The following is a 13159-nucleotide window of genomic DNA, read 5'->3' as shown; positions in this document are numbered from 1 at the left end:
AAAGTAGCAACAAGCCCTATTGGCGCCCCACCTGTAGGAGCGAGCTCGCTCGCGAAAAACCTGAGAGCACCACGGATCGTCAGGCTTTTCGCGTAACCGTTAAAGCCTAATCAATCGTCGCTCACGGTAATGGTCGGCATTGCCGGCGCCGTCGCTTCCTGCAAAACAATCCGCGCACCGACGTGACGGGCCAATTCCTGATAGATCATCGCGATCTGCCCATCGGCCTCTGCCGCGACGGTAGGTTTGCCACCATCGGCCTGCTCGCGAATCTCCATCGCCAATGGCAGCGATGCCAGCAGTTCAACGCCATACTGGGTAGCGAGCTTCGCCCCCCCGCCCTCACCGAACAGATGCTCGGCATGCCCGCAGTTGGAACAGATGTGCACCGCCATGTTTTCCACGACGCCCAACACCGGGATGTTGACCTTGCGGAACATCTCCACACCTTTCCTGGCATCGAGCAGCGCCAGGTCCTGAGGCGTGGTGACAATCACCGCACCGGCCACCGGCACTTTCTGCGCCAGGGTCAGTTGAATGTCGCCGGTGCCTGGCGGCATGTCGATCACCAGGTAGTCGAGGTCGCCCCAAGCTGTTTGTGTGACCAGTTGCAGCAACGCACCGGAGACCATTGGCCCGCGCCAGACCATCGGCGTGTTGTCATCGGTGAGAAACGCCATGGACATCACTTCCACACCCAGCGACTCGATCGGTACAAACCATTTCTGATCCTTGACCTTCGGCCGTGTGCCTTCGGCGATGCCGAACATCACGCCCTGGCTCGGCCCGTAGATATCGGCATCGAGAATGCCCACGCGCGCCCCTTCCCGGGCCAAGGCCAGGGCCAGGTTGGCCGCGGTGGTGGATTTACCCACGCCACCCTTGCCGGAAGCCACCGCCACCACATTCTTGACGTTGGCCAGACCCGGGATCTGCGCCTGGGCCTTGTGCGGCGTGATCACGCATTGGATGTCGACCTTGGCCGAACCCACACCGTCGAGGCCCTCGATAGCCATTTGCAGCATCTGCGCCCAACCGCTTTTGAACAGGCCCGCGGCATAACCCAGTTGCAACTGCACCGACACCTGGTCGCCCTGGACCTCGATGGCACGTACACAGCCGGCACTGACCGGGTCCTGGTTCAAATAGGGGTCGGTGTACTGGCGAAGAACGGCTTCCACCGCTGCGCGATTGACGGCGCTCATGGGCTACTCCCGAAAAAAGACTGACTGAAACAGGCGGCTATCCTAACCGTTCCGACGGTTGAACGGCACGCTTTCGAGGTTCCGGAAGATTCTGAAACAGCGTCACGGGGTGAAATAAATTTCCCGGCGCTTTATAGTGGCCGACCTCCGTTTCATCAAGTAGCCGAGCCCCATGTCCGAGCCACGCAAGATCCTCGTCACCAGCGCCCTGCCCTATGCCAATGGTTCCATCCATCTTGGCCATATGCTTGAGTACATCCAGACCGATATGTGGGTGCGCTTCCAGAAGCATCGCGGCAATCAATGCATTTATGTCTGCGCGGACGACGCCCACGGTTCGGCCATCATGTTGCGCGCCGAAAAGGAAGGCATCACCCCGGAACAACTGATCGCCAACGTGCAGGCTGAACACAGCGCCGACTTTGCCGAGTTTCTGGTGGACTTCGACAACTTCCATTCGACCCACTCGGACGAAAACCGCGAGTTGTCGAGCCAGATCTACCTGCGCTTGAAAGAAGCCGGGCACATCGACCAACGTTCGGTGACCCAGTATTTCGACCCGGAAAAGAAGATGTTCCTGGCCGACCGCTTCATCAAGGGCACCTGCCCGAAGTGCGGCACCGAAGACCAGTACGGCGACAACTGCGAAAAATGCGGCGCGACCTACGCACCGACCGACTTGAAGGACCCCAAGTCGGCGATCTCCGGCGCCACTCCGGTGCTTAAAGACTCGCAGCACTTCTTCTTCAAGCTCCCGGATTTCCAGCAAATGCTGCAAACCTGGACGCGCAGCGGCACCTTGCAGGACGCCGTGGCCAACAAACTCTCCGAATGGCTCGACAGTGGCCTGCAGCAGTGGGACATCTCCCGCGACGCGCCGTACTTCGGCTTCGAGATTCCGGGCGAGCCAGGCAAGTATTTCTATGTATGGCTGGACGCGCCGATCGGCTACATGGCCAGCTTCAAGAACCTGTGCGATCGCACCCCGCAGTTGGACTTCGACGCGTTCTGGGGCAAGGACTCCACCGCCGAGCTATACCACTTCATCGGCAAGGACATCGTCAACTTCCACGCGCTGTTCTGGCCGGCAATGCTTGAAGGCTCGGGCTACCGCAAGCCGACCGGCATCGCCGTGCACGGCTACCTGACGGTCAACGGCCAGAAAATGTCCAAGTCCCGTGGCACCTTTATCAAGGCGCGCACCTACCTGGACCATCTGTCGCCGGAATACCTGCGCTATTACTACGCATCCAAGCTGGGCCGTGGCGTCGACGACCTGGACCTGAACCTGGAAGACTTCGTACAGAAGGTCAACTCGGACCTTGTAGGTAAAGTCGTCAACATCGCCAGCCGTTGCGCCGGGTTCATCCACAAGGGCAACGCCGGTGTACTGGTAGCCGAGAACGCCGCACCGGAACTGACCGACGCGTTCCTGGCCGCCGCGCCGAGCATCGCCGACGCTTATGAAGCCCGCGACTTTGCCCGCGCCATGCGCGAGATCATGGGCCTGGCCGACCGCGCCAACGCCTGGATCGCCGACAAGGCGCCATGGTCGCTGAACAAGCAGGAAGGCAAGGAAGCTGAGGTTCAGGCGATCTGCGCCACCGGGGTCAACCTGTTCCGTCAGTTGGTGATCTTCCTCAAGCCGGTGCTGCCATTGCTGGCCGCTGATGCCGAGGCGTTCCTCAACGTGGCGCCGTTGAGCTGGAACGATCACACCACATTGCTCGGTAATCATCAGTTGAACGCGTTCAAGCCCTTGATGACCCGGATTGACCCGGTGAAAGTCCAGGCAATGACCGACGCTTCGAAAGAAGACCTGGTGGCCAGCCAGACCGATACCGGCCAATCCGCGCCGGCGGGCAATGGCGAGCTGGCCAAGGACCCGATTTCCCCGGAAATCGATTTCGACGCCTTTGCCGCCGTGGACCTGCGCGTGGCGCTGATCATCAAGGCCGAAGCCGTGGAAGGCGCCGACAAGCTGCTGCGCCTGACCCTGGATATCGGTGACGAACAGCGCAACGTGTTCTCCGGCATCAAGAGCGCGTACCCGGACCCGTCCAAGCTCGATGGTCGCCTGACCATGATGATCGCCAACCTCAAGCCACGGAAAATGAAGTTTGGCATTTCCGAAGGCATGGTGATGGCGGCTGGCCCTGGCGGCGAAGAAATCTACCTGCTGAGCCCGGACAGCGGTGCCAAGCCGGGTCAACGCATCAAGTAACCTCTGCAAAATGCCCCGCTGTTGCTACAGCGGGGCTTCTCAGCTTGCCCTCCTCCCTGGACCGGGCATCAACGCTATGATCACAGCATGAACCTCATTCAACGTATCGACGCGCTGCTGCCGCAGACTCAATGCGGCAAGTGCGGGCACCCGGGCTGCAAGCCCTACGCAGAAGGCATCGCTAAAGGCGAAGCCATCAACAAGTGCCCGCCCGGTGGGCAGGAAACCATTGCCGGGCTCGCGCAACTGCTGCGCCTGCCGGTACTGGAGCTGGACACCAGCCGTGGAGATGCGCCTGCGCAAGTCGCCTATATCCGCGAGGCCGAATGCATCGGCTGTACCAAATGCATCCAGGCCTGCCCGGTGGACGCCATTGTGGGTGCCGCCAAGTTGATGCACACCGTGATTGTCGACGAGTGCACCGGTTGCGACCTGTGCGTTGCGCCTTGCCCTGTCGACTGTATCGAGATGCGCCCACTTGCTGACGTTCTGCCTATCGTCGGTGACTTGGCCAGCAACGATGATGAACGGCGTGTACGCGACCTCAAACGCAACCGGGCGCGGCGGCGCTTCGAGCAACGTAACGCCCGCCTGCAACGTGAAGAAGCCTACAAGCTCGCCGAACGCCTGGCACGAGCCAAGCGCACAGCGCCGATGGAGGTGGCACCGGTTGATAACACTCAGGCCGCTCAGGACGCTGCGATCAAGCAGGCCAAAAGCAGCGTCGCCATGAGTCGCGCTCAGTTGCACAAATCCTTGAAAGCGTTTGGGCATCCGCCGACCTTTGAGCAACAGTCGCAATTGATTATGCTGCAGCGGCAGTTCGAGGCATCCGAGCAGGCGCTTGCCGCACTGGAGGCCAACAGCTCACCGCAGCCACCAAAGACGACCACTAAAAGCGCCGAGTTCAAGCGCGCAAAAATCCAGCTGGCCATGCGCCGTGCAGCGTTGAAAAAGGCTCAGGATCACCATGCCGACGAGCATCAATTGGCAACCTTGAAAGCCGCATTGAATGCCGCCGAGCAAACGCTGCAAGATGCCGAGGCCAACGGCTGACCCAGTGCGCTGTGTATTGCTAACATCACGCCGACCGCCTGCAAGGAAACGCCTGTCCCTATGAATGCCGCAAAACGCCTGGAAATCTTCCGCAGGTTTCACGAAGACAATCCGGAACCGAAAACCGAACTGGCCTACTCCTCACCGTTCGAATTACTGATTGCGGTGATCCTATCGGCTCAATCCACAGACGTAGGCGTTAACAAGGCCACGGCGAAGTTGTACCCCGTGGCCAATACACCCGCCGCGATTTACGCCCTGGGTGTGGAAGGCTTGTCCGAATACATCAAAACCATCGGCCTGTATAACAGCAAGGCCAAGAATGTGATCGAAACGTGCCGCCTGTTGTTGGAGCTGCATGGGGGTGAGGTGCCACAAACCCGCGAAGCCCTCGAAGCCTTGCCAGGCGTGGGCCGCAAAACGGCGAACGTGGTGCTCAATACGGCGTTTCGGCAGTTGACCATGGCGGTGGACACGCACATTTTCCGCGTCAGCAACCGAACCGGCATTGCACGGGGCAAGAATGTGGTTGAGGTGGAAAAGCAATTGATGAAGTTCGTGCCCAAGCCCTATTTGCTCGACTCCCACCATTGGCTGATCCTGCACGGACGCTACGTTTGCCAGGCCCGCAAGCCGCGCTGCGGCAGCTGCCGTATCGAAGACTTGTGCGAATACAAGGACAAGACCTCCGACGATTGAGCGATCATTGCTTTTTGTGATCAGGCGATTGAAAAAATCTTTTTTACCCGTTCGCGGATTATCGCTATAAGGAGCCCCAACGGCAGTCTTAGCCTGGAGTTGACCTTATGAGCGCTGGCAACGAACAACTGGAAGTGGAAGACGACCTCGTTGAGTCGGATGACGATGTGGTAGAGGCACCTGTGGCAGAGGTGGCCAAGACCAATTTAAGCAAACGCCGCACTATCGACAATCTTCTGGAAGAGCGACGCTTGCAAAAACAGCTGGCCGATTACGACTTCGATCTCTGATCGAGCCGTTGGCGGCCGGAAGCCTCCCTGACGGAGGCTTTTTTCTGCCGGTTACACGGGTATTCAAGAGATGCAATATCCTCCTAGACCAGGCCGTTGCGCTGGGCCAGTTCGATCAAGTCCACGAGGGACCTGGCATTGAGCTTGAGCAGCAAGCGCGTCTTGTAGGTACTGACGGTTTTGTTGCTGAGGAACATGCCATCGGCAATCTCCTTGTTGGTTTTGCCACGGGCCAGTTGCTGCAGCACCATCATCTCCCGCCCCGATAAGCGTTCGACCATGTCGGCTTCACTGGCATTGCCCATGGTTGACCGCACTGAGTTGAGCGCCTGGTTCGGGAAATAGCTATAGCCGGAAAGCACCGCCTTGATGGCACTGAGCAACTCTGTCAGATCCTGCTGCTTGCACACATAGCCGGCGGCACCTGCCTGCATGCAGCGCATGGAAAAATGGCCAGGCGCCTGGGACGTCAGCACCAGCACCTTGAACGAGACGGCTTGCTTGGTCGAAGCCAGCCGACAAATAACTTCCAAGCCGTCGAGCTTGGGGATTCCGATATCCAGTATCACAATATCCGGCATATGTTCCCGTGCAAGTTGCAACGCATCGACACCGTTATCAGTCTCGGCAACGACCTCATAACCATGACGCTCCATTAGCATGCGCACAGCAAGACGAATGACGGGATGATCATCCACGATCAGCACTTTATTCATGAGAAAGTCCAATTTCGCTGTTCGAATTATTTAGAGCAAACACAATAGCCTAGTCGATTACTAGTTGGCATAGCATTCCACCCCGAGCAAGAGCAGGCAGAGACCCAACCCACAAGAAGATAGGAATTAACCTACAAAAACTCGCCAACTTAGATGCATGTAGCTTTATGGTTGCTTTCAGACCTTTCCCGGCGCGCACATATTTTGAGTGAAATGTCTGGGGCATGAGCCCCTGAAGGTAAACGTGCCGCACAAGACTTTCAGGAAATGCCCCTTGCTTGTCGCAATGACGCCCGCAAACCGACCCGGAAAAACCGTCCGCATTAGTTCCATTTAACATATTTCAACACTTCCGCAATTCCTACAGAAAATTCAACAACTCACATCTCCATTGCAACTACATGAGTGAATTTTCTGTCAGACATAGTTCCTCCCCAGATGTAAAAAATGATTCAGCCTTAAAAAAAGATAAACCGGTAAATAATTGCGCAAGTTACGAAAAAACCTTAAACACACGCTAAACGCTAATAAACAGTGCGACATCTAAAATCCAGGCAAAAAAAATGGCCCCTTGCATAAGGGGCCATTTTTCACGACAGGCGCACGGTTCAGAACAACGAGCGCCCCTTGTTGGCAGCAATGCGCATGCGCAGTGCGTTCAACTTGATGAAGCCTGCCGCGTCCGCCTGATTGTAGGCCCCGCCGTCTTCTTCGAAGGTGGCGATGTTGGAGTCGAACAGCGACTCATCGGACTTGCGGCCGGTGACGATCACGTTGCCCTTGTACAGCTTCAGGCGCACAACACCGTTCACATGAGCCTGGGAGGCGTCGATCATCTGTTGCAGCATCAGACGCTCAGGGCTCCACCAGTAACCGGTGTAGATCAGGCTGGCGTACTTGGGCATCAGCTCGTCTTTGAGGTGAGCGACTTCGCGGTCCAGGGTGATGGATTCGATGGCGCGGTGGGCGCGCAGCATGATGGTGCCACCTGGGGTTTCGTAGCAGCCACGGGACTTCATGCCCACGTAACGGTTCTCGACGATGTCGAGACGGCCGATACCATGCTGGCCACCGATCCGGTTCAGGGTCGCCAGTACGGTGGCCGGGGTCATTTCAACGCCGTCCAGCGCAACGATATCGCCGTTACGGTAAGTCAGTTCCAGGTACTGCGCCTTGTCTGGAGCGTTCTCCGGGGAGACGGTCCATTTCCACATGTCTTCTTCGTGCTCGGTCCAGGTGTCTTCCAGCACGCCGCCTTCATAGGAAATGTGCAACAGGTTGGCGTCCATTGAGTACGGCGACTTCTTCTTGCCGTGGCGCTCGATCGGGATGGCGTGCTTTTCAGCGTAATCCATCAGCTTTTCACGGGACAGCAGATCCCATTCACGCCACGGCGCAATGACTTTAACGCCTGGCTTGAGTGCGTAGGCACCCAGTTCGAAACGGACCTGGTCGTTGCCCTTGCCGGTGGCGCCGTGAGAAATGGCGTCGGCGCCCGTTTCGTTGGCGATCTCGATCAGGCGCTTGGCGATCAGCGGACGTGCGATGGAGGTACCCAGCAGGTACTCACCTTCGTAGACAGTGTTGGCGCGAAACATCGGGAAAACGAAATCGCGGACGAATTCTTCGCGCAGGTCGTCAATGTAGATCTCTTTCACGCCCATGGCTTGCGCCTTGGCACGTGCAGGCTCGACCTCTTCACCCTGACCCAGGTCAGCGGTGAAGGTCACCACTTCACAGTTATAAGTATCCTGCAGCCACTTGAGGATCACCGAAGTGTCCAGGCCGCCGGAATACGCGAGAACGACCTTGTTTACGTCGGCCATGCCATCACTCCACGGGGTTGTACGGAAAGGCGACGATTCTACCGATCAAAACCGTGAAATTACAGGGGCGCGACAGCAAATGAAGATAAAGCGACAGATTATGTCGAGTGGGCGACCGATGGTCGCCCTTATGAGGTAGCCGCCGGGTTGCTTGGCGCAATGGTCTGGGGCGCCGGTTTCTCGGGGGCAGCCACGCGCTCCAGCTGAATATTCACACGGCGGTTACGCGCGCGGTTGGCGGCATTGGTGTTGGGCGCCAAGGGGTAGCTTTCGCCATGAAAGCGCATCGTGATCTGCGATTCCTGGATGCCGTTGGCCTTGAAGTAGTCCATCACCGCCAGGGCGCGGCGACGTGAAACGTCACGGTTGGTCAGGCGGTTGCCACTGTTGTCCGAATGGCCGTTCAACTCGACATGGTTGACCGTAGGATCGGCCTTCATGAAGGCAAGGATCACGGACAACTTCTTCTTGGCCGCCGCGTCCAGCTCAATGCCGCCGCCGGGAAAGCCCACTTCGGTCTGTCTGACCTGGTCGTAATTCATGGGCAGCAGCTTGGTGGTGCACAGCTGATAATCGCTGTAAGCCTTGTTGAACTTCACAGGCAGCAGGCGAATTTCCGAGTAGCCGCCTTGACGCCCGTAATGCCGCACGGTCGGGCTGCGCCCTTCAAGCAAACCCGTGAACAGGCGGCCGGCCTGGGCCTGGGAGCTATTGAACAGGACGTCGCCGCTGCCGACACGCACGGCTCCAAGGTTGATATCACCTCGGCCCGGCTGCCACGGCGCGGCCGCGGCCAATAAGGTTGCCGAGCCGGCGCCAAGGGTGCCGCCATAGGTTTTCAGACGAAACGTCGCCTGTTCGCCGGCCCGGCGTACGAATTCACCGGAACCGAAATCGCTGATCGGCTGGGTCAGGCGGCACTCGAACTGATCGCCCTCTACCTTCCACTCAATATTCTCCAGACGTGTCTGGAACGTGAGGGCAGCCGCAGGCAGGCTGGCGAACACACTGAGCAGGGCTAGATAATACTGGCGCACGGGAGGCTCCACTGGTTTCTACAACACTTCAAAGCGTCATACATCGTTAAGGCATACCCGGAGATATCGGTAGCATCCGGCAAAACTTGATAGCGAGTGCCTGCAAGAGTCTTTTCCGGTAGCATTCCCACCAGATTGACCCGCCTGGAATCCCCAATGTCCGACCGCCTGACCCTGCTGCGTCCCGACGACTGGCATATTCATCTTCGCGATGGTGCTGCGTTACCTCAAACCGTGGCCGATGTCGCGCGCACGTTTGGCCGCGCCATCATCATGCCTAACCTCGTACCTCCGGTGCGCAATGCCGCAGAAGCCGACGCCTATCGCCAGCGCATCCTCGCTGCGCGACCGGCCGGCAGCCGCTTCGAACCGTTGATGGTGCTCTACCTCACCGACCGCACCCAGCCTGAAGAAATCCGTGAAGCCAAGGCCAGCGGTTACGTGCACGCCGCCAAGCTGTACCCGGCAGGCGCGACCACCAACTCCGATTCCGGCGTGACCAGCATCGATAAGATCCTGCCGGCAATCGAAGCCATGGCGGAGGTCGGCATGCCATTGCTGATCCACGGGGAAGTCACCCGTGGCGATGTGGACGTGTTCGATCGCGAAAAAATCTTCATCGATGAACACATGCGTCGTGTGGTCGAGCTGTTCCCCACGCTCAAGGTGGTGTTTGAACACATCACCACCGCCGATGCGGTGCAGTTCGTCAGCGAGGCGTCGGCCAACGTTGGCGCGACCATCACGGCCCATCACCTGCTCTACAACCGCAACCACATGCTGGTGGGCGGGATTCGGCCGCACTTCTACTGCCTGCCGATCCTCAAACGCAACACCCATCAGGTAGCCCTGCTGGATGCCGCCACCAGCGGCAACCCGAAGTTCTTCCTCGGCACCGACTCGGCGCCCCACGCCCAGCACGCCAAGGAAGCCGCATGCGGCTGCGCCGGCTGCTACACCGCGTTTGCCGCCATCGAGTTGTACGCCGAAGCGTTCGAACAGCGTAACGCGCTGGACAAACTCGAAGGTTTCGCCAGCCTCAACGGCCCGCGTTTCTACGGCCTGCCGGCGAATACCGACCGCATTACCCTGGTCCGTGAAGACTGGACCGCCCCTGCCAGCCTGCCGTTTGGCGAGCTGACCGTTATCCCGCTGCGCGCCGGTGAGAAACTGCGCTGGCGCCTGCTGGAGGAAAGCAAGTGAGTGAAGACCATTACGACGACGAACAAGAGCACGGCGGTGGTGGCTCGCGCCATCCGATGGCCGAGCGTTTTCGCGGCTATCTGCCGGTCGTCATCGACGTAGAAACCGGTGGTTTCAACTGCGCCACCGATGCCTTGCTGGAAATTGCCGCAACCACCATCGGCATGGACGAACAGGGCTTTGTGTACCCGGAGCACACCCATTTCTTTCGCGTCGAGCCGTTTGAAGGCGCCAATATCGAAGCCGCTGCCCTGGAATTCACCGGGATCAAGCTCGACCACCCACTGCGCATGGCGGTAAGTGAAGAAGCGGCGCTGACCGACATCTTCCGTGGCGTGCGCAAGGCATTGAAGGCCAATGGCTGCAAACGTGCGATCCTGGTCGGTCACAACAGCAGTTTCGACCTGGGCTTCCTGAACGCCGCCGTGGCGCGGTTGGACATGAAGCGCAACCCGTTTCATCCGTTCTCCAGTTTCGACACCGCAACGCTTGCAGGCCTGGCCTACGGTCAGACCGTTCTGGCCAAAGCCTGCCAGGCGGCCGGTATCGACTTTGACGGGCGTGAAGCCCACTCGGCCCGCTACGACACCGAGAAGACCGCCGAGCTGTTCTGCGGCATCGTCAACCGCTGGAAGCAGATGGGCGGCTGGGAAGACTTCAACGACTGAAGTCAAATCCCGCGCATAAAAAAACCGGCCTTTTCAGGCCGGTTTTTTTTACCGTGACGTTGGCTTACAGCTTGCCAGCGTTCTCGGTCAGGTAAGCCGCAACGCCTTCTGGCGAAGCGTTCATGCCTTTGTCGCCTTTTTTCCAGTTGGCAGGGCAGACTTCGCCGTGCTCTTCGTGGAATTGCAGCGCGTCGACCAGGCGGATCAGCTCTTCCATGTTACGGCCCAGCGGCAGGTCGTTGATGATCTGCGAGCGCACAACGCCCTTGTCATCGATGAGGAACGCGCCACGGAACGCCACGCCGCCTTCGGACTCAACGTCGTAGGCCTTGGCGATGTCGTGCTTCATGTCGGCAGCCATGGTGTATTTGACTTTACCGATACCGCCGTCATTGATGGCGGTGTTGCGCCAGGCGTTGTGGGTGAAATGGGAGTCGATGGAAACCGCGACCACTTCAACGTTGCGCGCCTTGAAATCGTCCATGCGGTGGTCCAGGGCGATCAGCTCCGAAGGGCAGACGAAGGTGAAGTCCAGCGGGTAGAAGAACACCAGGCCGTATTTGCCTTTGATGGCTTCAGACAGCTTGAAGCTGTCTACGATTTCGCCATTGCCGAGGACGGCTGGTACGTCGAAATCCGGGGCTTGTTTACCGACGAGTACGCTCATTGGATATCTCCTGATATAGGGGTGACGATTGAAGTAAAAGGACCGGTCGAATCTGCCTGTGGAAACAGACAGAAATATGACGCAATCACGCTTCGTGAAGACCGACCATCATACACCGAAAAAACCGTTCGTCAGCGCACGGGCAATTCCCCCCGGATTGCTGCTGAAACTATTTTGACAATCATTCTCGTTAACATTAAGATCCATCGCACTTAAGCCATAAACCCGCGACGGTTCTCACTTATGTATGTCTGCCTCTGCACTGGCGTCACCGACGGACAAATCCGCGAAGCAATCTACGAAGGTTGCTGCAGCTATAAGGAAGTACGTGAAACCACCGGCGTTGCCAGCCAGTGTGGCAAATGTGCTTGCCTGGCCAAGCAAGTGGTACGGGAAACCCTGACGCAGCTGCAAACAGCCCAGGCCGCGCTCCCCTACCCAGCAGAATTTAAACACGCCTGAATAGGCATGTTTTGAAGAACCGGACCTGGTGTCCGGTTTTTTTATGCCATCAATTCAAATAGTTAGCGCCAAGACGCGGAACACAAACATTCTTATTCCGATTAATTTTCATTTATTATTCAACAACTTAGGTTTGACACTAGGATTTTCACCGCTCAGACTCCGCCCTATACACAGCTATTACAGGGCAGGACCCCAGTCATGAAAGGCGACATCTCAGTCATCCAGCAACTCAACAAAATCCTTGCCAATGAACTGGTCGCGATCAATCAGTACTTCCTGCATGCGCGCATGTACGACGACTGGGGCCTGGAAAAGCTCGGCAAGCGTGAATACAAAGAATCGATCAAGGCCATGAAGGACGCCGACGCGCTGATCAAGCGCATCCTGTTTCTGGAAGGCCTGCCGAACGTGCAGGACCTGGGCAAGCTGAACATCGGCGAGCACACCCAGGAAATGATCAGCAGCGACCTGGGCTTCGAGCGCAAGAGCCACAGCGATCTGAAAGCCGCTATCGCTCACTGCGAAACCAAGGGCGATTTCGGCAGCCGTGAACTGCTGGAAGATATCCTGGAAGATCAGGAAGAGCATATCGACTGGCTTGAAACCCAGTTGGGCCTGATCGACAAGGTCAGCCTGGAGAATTACCTGCAATCGCAGATGGGTGAATAACCCGTAGCGTTCAGGCACAAAAAAGCCCCGCTCTCACCAGAGAAGCGGGGCTTTTTATTGCTCGCCAATTAGGCGTCAGTCTTGACTGCTGCTTTTTGCGCTGCGTCTTTGATCAGCGCTTGCAGCGAACCATCAGCTGCCATTTCAGTGATGATGTCGCTACCGCCAACCAGCTCACCGGCTACCCACAACTGCGGGAAAGTCGGCCAGTTGGCGTACTTTGGCAGGTTGGCACGGATTTCAGGGTTTTGCAGGATATCCACGTAAGCGAACTTCTCGCCGCATTGCATGACGGCCTGGGACGCTTTTGCGGAGAAACCGCACTGAGGCGCGTTAGGTGCGCCCTTCATGTAAAGCAGAATGGTGTTGTTGGCAATCTGCTCTTTGATCGTTTCGATGATATCCATGGAACACCTCTGCAGGAACTTTGCGAC

At 57.8% G+C, this 13159-nt stretch carries 14 protein-coding genes; 8 read left to right on the top strand and 6 right to left on the bottom strand.

Features of this window, described 5'->3' with window-relative positions:
* Positions 1 to 110: 110 nt before the first annotated feature.
* Positions 111 to 1205 carry an iron-sulfur cluster carrier protein ApbC gene (apbC, locus tag RHM69_RS27665; protein ID WP_020301170.1) on the bottom strand — a complete coding sequence of 365 codons (1095 nt, stop codon included), beginning with the start codon at positions 1203 to 1205 and terminating at the stop codon, positions 111 to 113.
* A 172-nt stretch (positions 1206 to 1377) separates the two neighbouring features.
* Here apbC and metG point away from each other — a divergent pair, with 172 nt between their 5' ends.
* From metG to RHM69_RS27645, 4 genes are all read left to right on the top strand, one after another.
* The gene (gene metG / locus RHM69_RS27660) at positions 1378 to 3429 is read left to right on the top strand and encodes a methionine--tRNA ligase (RefSeq protein WP_014717146.1); all 2052 of its coding nucleotides are present in this window, start codon (positions 1378 to 1380) and stop codon (positions 3427 to 3429) included.
* Between the two features lie 87 nt (positions 3430 to 3516).
* Positions 3517 to 4485, top strand: a complete 969-nt coding sequence (rsxB, locus tag RHM69_RS27655; RefSeq protein ID WP_019817697.1) for an electron transport complex subunit RsxB — start codon at positions 3517 to 3519, stop codon at positions 4483 to 4485.
* A 60-nt stretch (positions 4486 to 4545) separates the two neighbouring features.
* The gene (nth, locus tag RHM69_RS27650; RefSeq protein WP_003188989.1) at positions 4546 to 5184 is read left to right on the top strand and encodes an endonuclease III; all 639 of its coding nucleotides are present in this window, start codon (positions 4546 to 4548) and stop codon (positions 5182 to 5184) included.
* 107 nt (positions 5185 to 5291) lie between these two features.
* Positions 5292 to 5474 (top strand): PA3496 family putative envelope integrity protein, encoded by a 183-nt coding sequence (locus RHM69_RS27645; protein ID WP_014717144.1) that lies wholly within the window; start codon positions 5292 to 5294, stop codon positions 5472 to 5474.
* Positions 5475 to 5557: 83 nt separating this feature from the next.
* Here the strand turns inward: RHM69_RS27645 and RHM69_RS27640 are convergent, their stop codons facing one another.
* From RHM69_RS27640 to RHM69_RS27630, 3 genes are all read right to left on the bottom strand, one after another.
* The gene (locus RHM69_RS27640) at positions 5558 to 6190 is read right to left on the bottom strand and encodes a response regulator transcription factor (RefSeq protein WP_003188986.1); all 633 of its coding nucleotides are present in this window, start codon (positions 6188 to 6190) and stop codon (positions 5558 to 5560) included.
* A gap of 608 nt (positions 6191 to 6798) precedes the next feature.
* Complete coding sequence (locus RHM69_RS27635; protein WP_003188984.1) at positions 6799 to 8016, bottom strand: argininosuccinate synthase; 1218 nt, start codon at positions 8014 to 8016, stop codon at positions 6799 to 6801.
* Positions 8017 to 8144: 128 nt separating this feature from the next.
* A complete protein-coding gene (locus RHM69_RS27630; protein WP_060767093.1) occupies positions 8145 to 9053 on the bottom strand; it encodes a flagellar protein MotY in 909 nt (302 codons plus the stop codon).
* 156 nt (positions 9054 to 9209) lie between these two features.
* On the opposite strand from RHM69_RS27630, the gene pyrC reads away from it, so the two are divergent.
* Entirely contained in the window at positions 9210 to 10256 is a 1047-nt protein-coding gene (pyrC, locus tag RHM69_RS27625; protein ID WP_197865024.1) for a dihydroorotase, read from the top strand.
* Complete coding sequence (gene rnt / locus RHM69_RS27620; RefSeq protein WP_003188980.1) at positions 10253 to 10924, top strand: ribonuclease T; 672 nt, start codon at positions 10253 to 10255, stop codon at positions 10922 to 10924. Before pyrC ends, rnt begins: the two co-directional genes overlap by 4 nt.
* Before the next feature lie 64 nt (positions 10925 to 10988).
* On the opposite strand, the gene RHM69_RS27615 is transcribed toward rnt, so the two are convergent.
* A complete protein-coding gene (locus tag RHM69_RS27615) occupies positions 10989 to 11591 on the bottom strand; it encodes a peroxiredoxin (RefSeq protein WP_003172097.1) in 603 nt (200 codons plus the stop codon).
* 243 nt (positions 11592 to 11834) lie between these two features.
* Here RHM69_RS27615 and RHM69_RS27610 point away from each other — a divergent pair, with 243 nt between their 5' ends.
* Both RHM69_RS27610 and bfr read left to right on the top strand, forming a co-directional pair.
* Positions 11835 to 12053 carry a bacterioferritin-associated ferredoxin gene (locus RHM69_RS27610; RefSeq protein ID WP_003188977.1) on the top strand — a complete coding sequence of 73 codons (219 nt, stop codon included), beginning with the start codon at positions 11835 to 11837 and terminating at the stop codon, positions 12051 to 12053.
* A gap of 201 nt (positions 12054 to 12254) precedes the next feature.
* Entirely contained in the window at positions 12255 to 12725 is a 471-nt protein-coding gene (gene bfr / locus RHM69_RS27605) for a bacterioferritin (protein ID WP_012722487.1), read from the top strand.
* Between the two features lie 68 nt (positions 12726 to 12793).
* On the opposite strand, the gene grxD is transcribed toward bfr, so the two are convergent.
* Positions 12794 to 13132, bottom strand: a complete 339-nt coding sequence (gene grxD, locus RHM69_RS27600) for a Grx4 family monothiol glutaredoxin (RefSeq protein WP_014717141.1) — start codon at positions 13130 to 13132, stop codon at positions 12794 to 12796.
* Positions 13133 to 13159: the final 27 nt, after the last annotated feature.

Source organism: Pseudomonas sp. CCI1.1, from assembly GCF_034348165.1.
Lineage (GTDB): Bacteria > Pseudomonadota > Gammaproteobacteria > Pseudomonadales > Pseudomonadaceae > Aquipseudomonas > Aquipseudomonas paracarnis.
This window is presented reverse-complemented; position numbering and strand designations above follow the sequence as displayed.

What these genes read in the sequence shown, in the direction of transcription:
- apbC (WP_020301170.1), bottom strand. Translation starts at nt 1,205, where the DNA reads ATGAGCGCCGTCAATCGCGCAGCGGTGGAAGCCGTTCTTCGCCAGTAC.
- metG (WP_014717146.1), top strand. Translation starts at nt 1,378, where the DNA reads ATGTCCGAGCCACGCAAGATCCTCGTCACCAGCGCCCTGCCCTATGCC.
- rsxB (WP_019817697.1), top strand. Translation starts at nt 3,517, where the DNA reads ATGAACCTCATTCAACGTATCGACGCGCTGCTGCCGCAGACTCAATGC.
- nth (WP_003188989.1), top strand. Translation starts at nt 4,546, where the DNA reads ATGAATGCCGCAAAACGCCTGGAAATCTTCCGCAGGTTTCACGAAGAC.
- RHM69_RS27645 (WP_014717144.1), top strand. Translation starts at nt 5,292, where the DNA reads ATGAGCGCTGGCAACGAACAACTGGAAGTGGAAGACGACCTCGTTGAG.
- RHM69_RS27640 (WP_003188986.1), bottom strand. Translation starts at nt 6,190, where the DNA reads ATGAATAAAGTGCTGATCGTGGATGATCATCCCGTCATTCGTCTTGCT.
- RHM69_RS27635 (WP_003188984.1), bottom strand. Translation starts at nt 8,016, where the DNA reads ATGGCCGACGTAAACAAGGTCGTTCTCGCGTATTCCGGCGGCCTGGAC.
- pyrC (WP_197865024.1), top strand. Translation starts at nt 9,210, where the DNA reads ATGTCCGACCGCCTGACCCTGCTGCGTCCCGACGACTGGCATATTCAT.
- RHM69_RS27615 (WP_003172097.1), bottom strand. Translation starts at nt 11,591, where the DNA reads ATGAGCGTACTCGTCGGTAAACAAGCCCCGGATTTCGACGTACCAGCC.
- RHM69_RS27610 (WP_003188977.1), top strand. Translation starts at nt 11,835, where the DNA reads ATGTATGTCTGCCTCTGCACTGGCGTCACCGACGGACAAATCCGCGAA.
- bfr (WP_012722487.1), top strand. Translation starts at nt 12,255, where the DNA reads ATGAAAGGCGACATCTCAGTCATCCAGCAACTCAACAAAATCCTTGCC.
- grxD (WP_014717141.1), bottom strand. Translation starts at nt 13,132, where the DNA reads ATGGATATCATCGAAACGATCAAAGAGCAGATTGCCAACAACACCATT.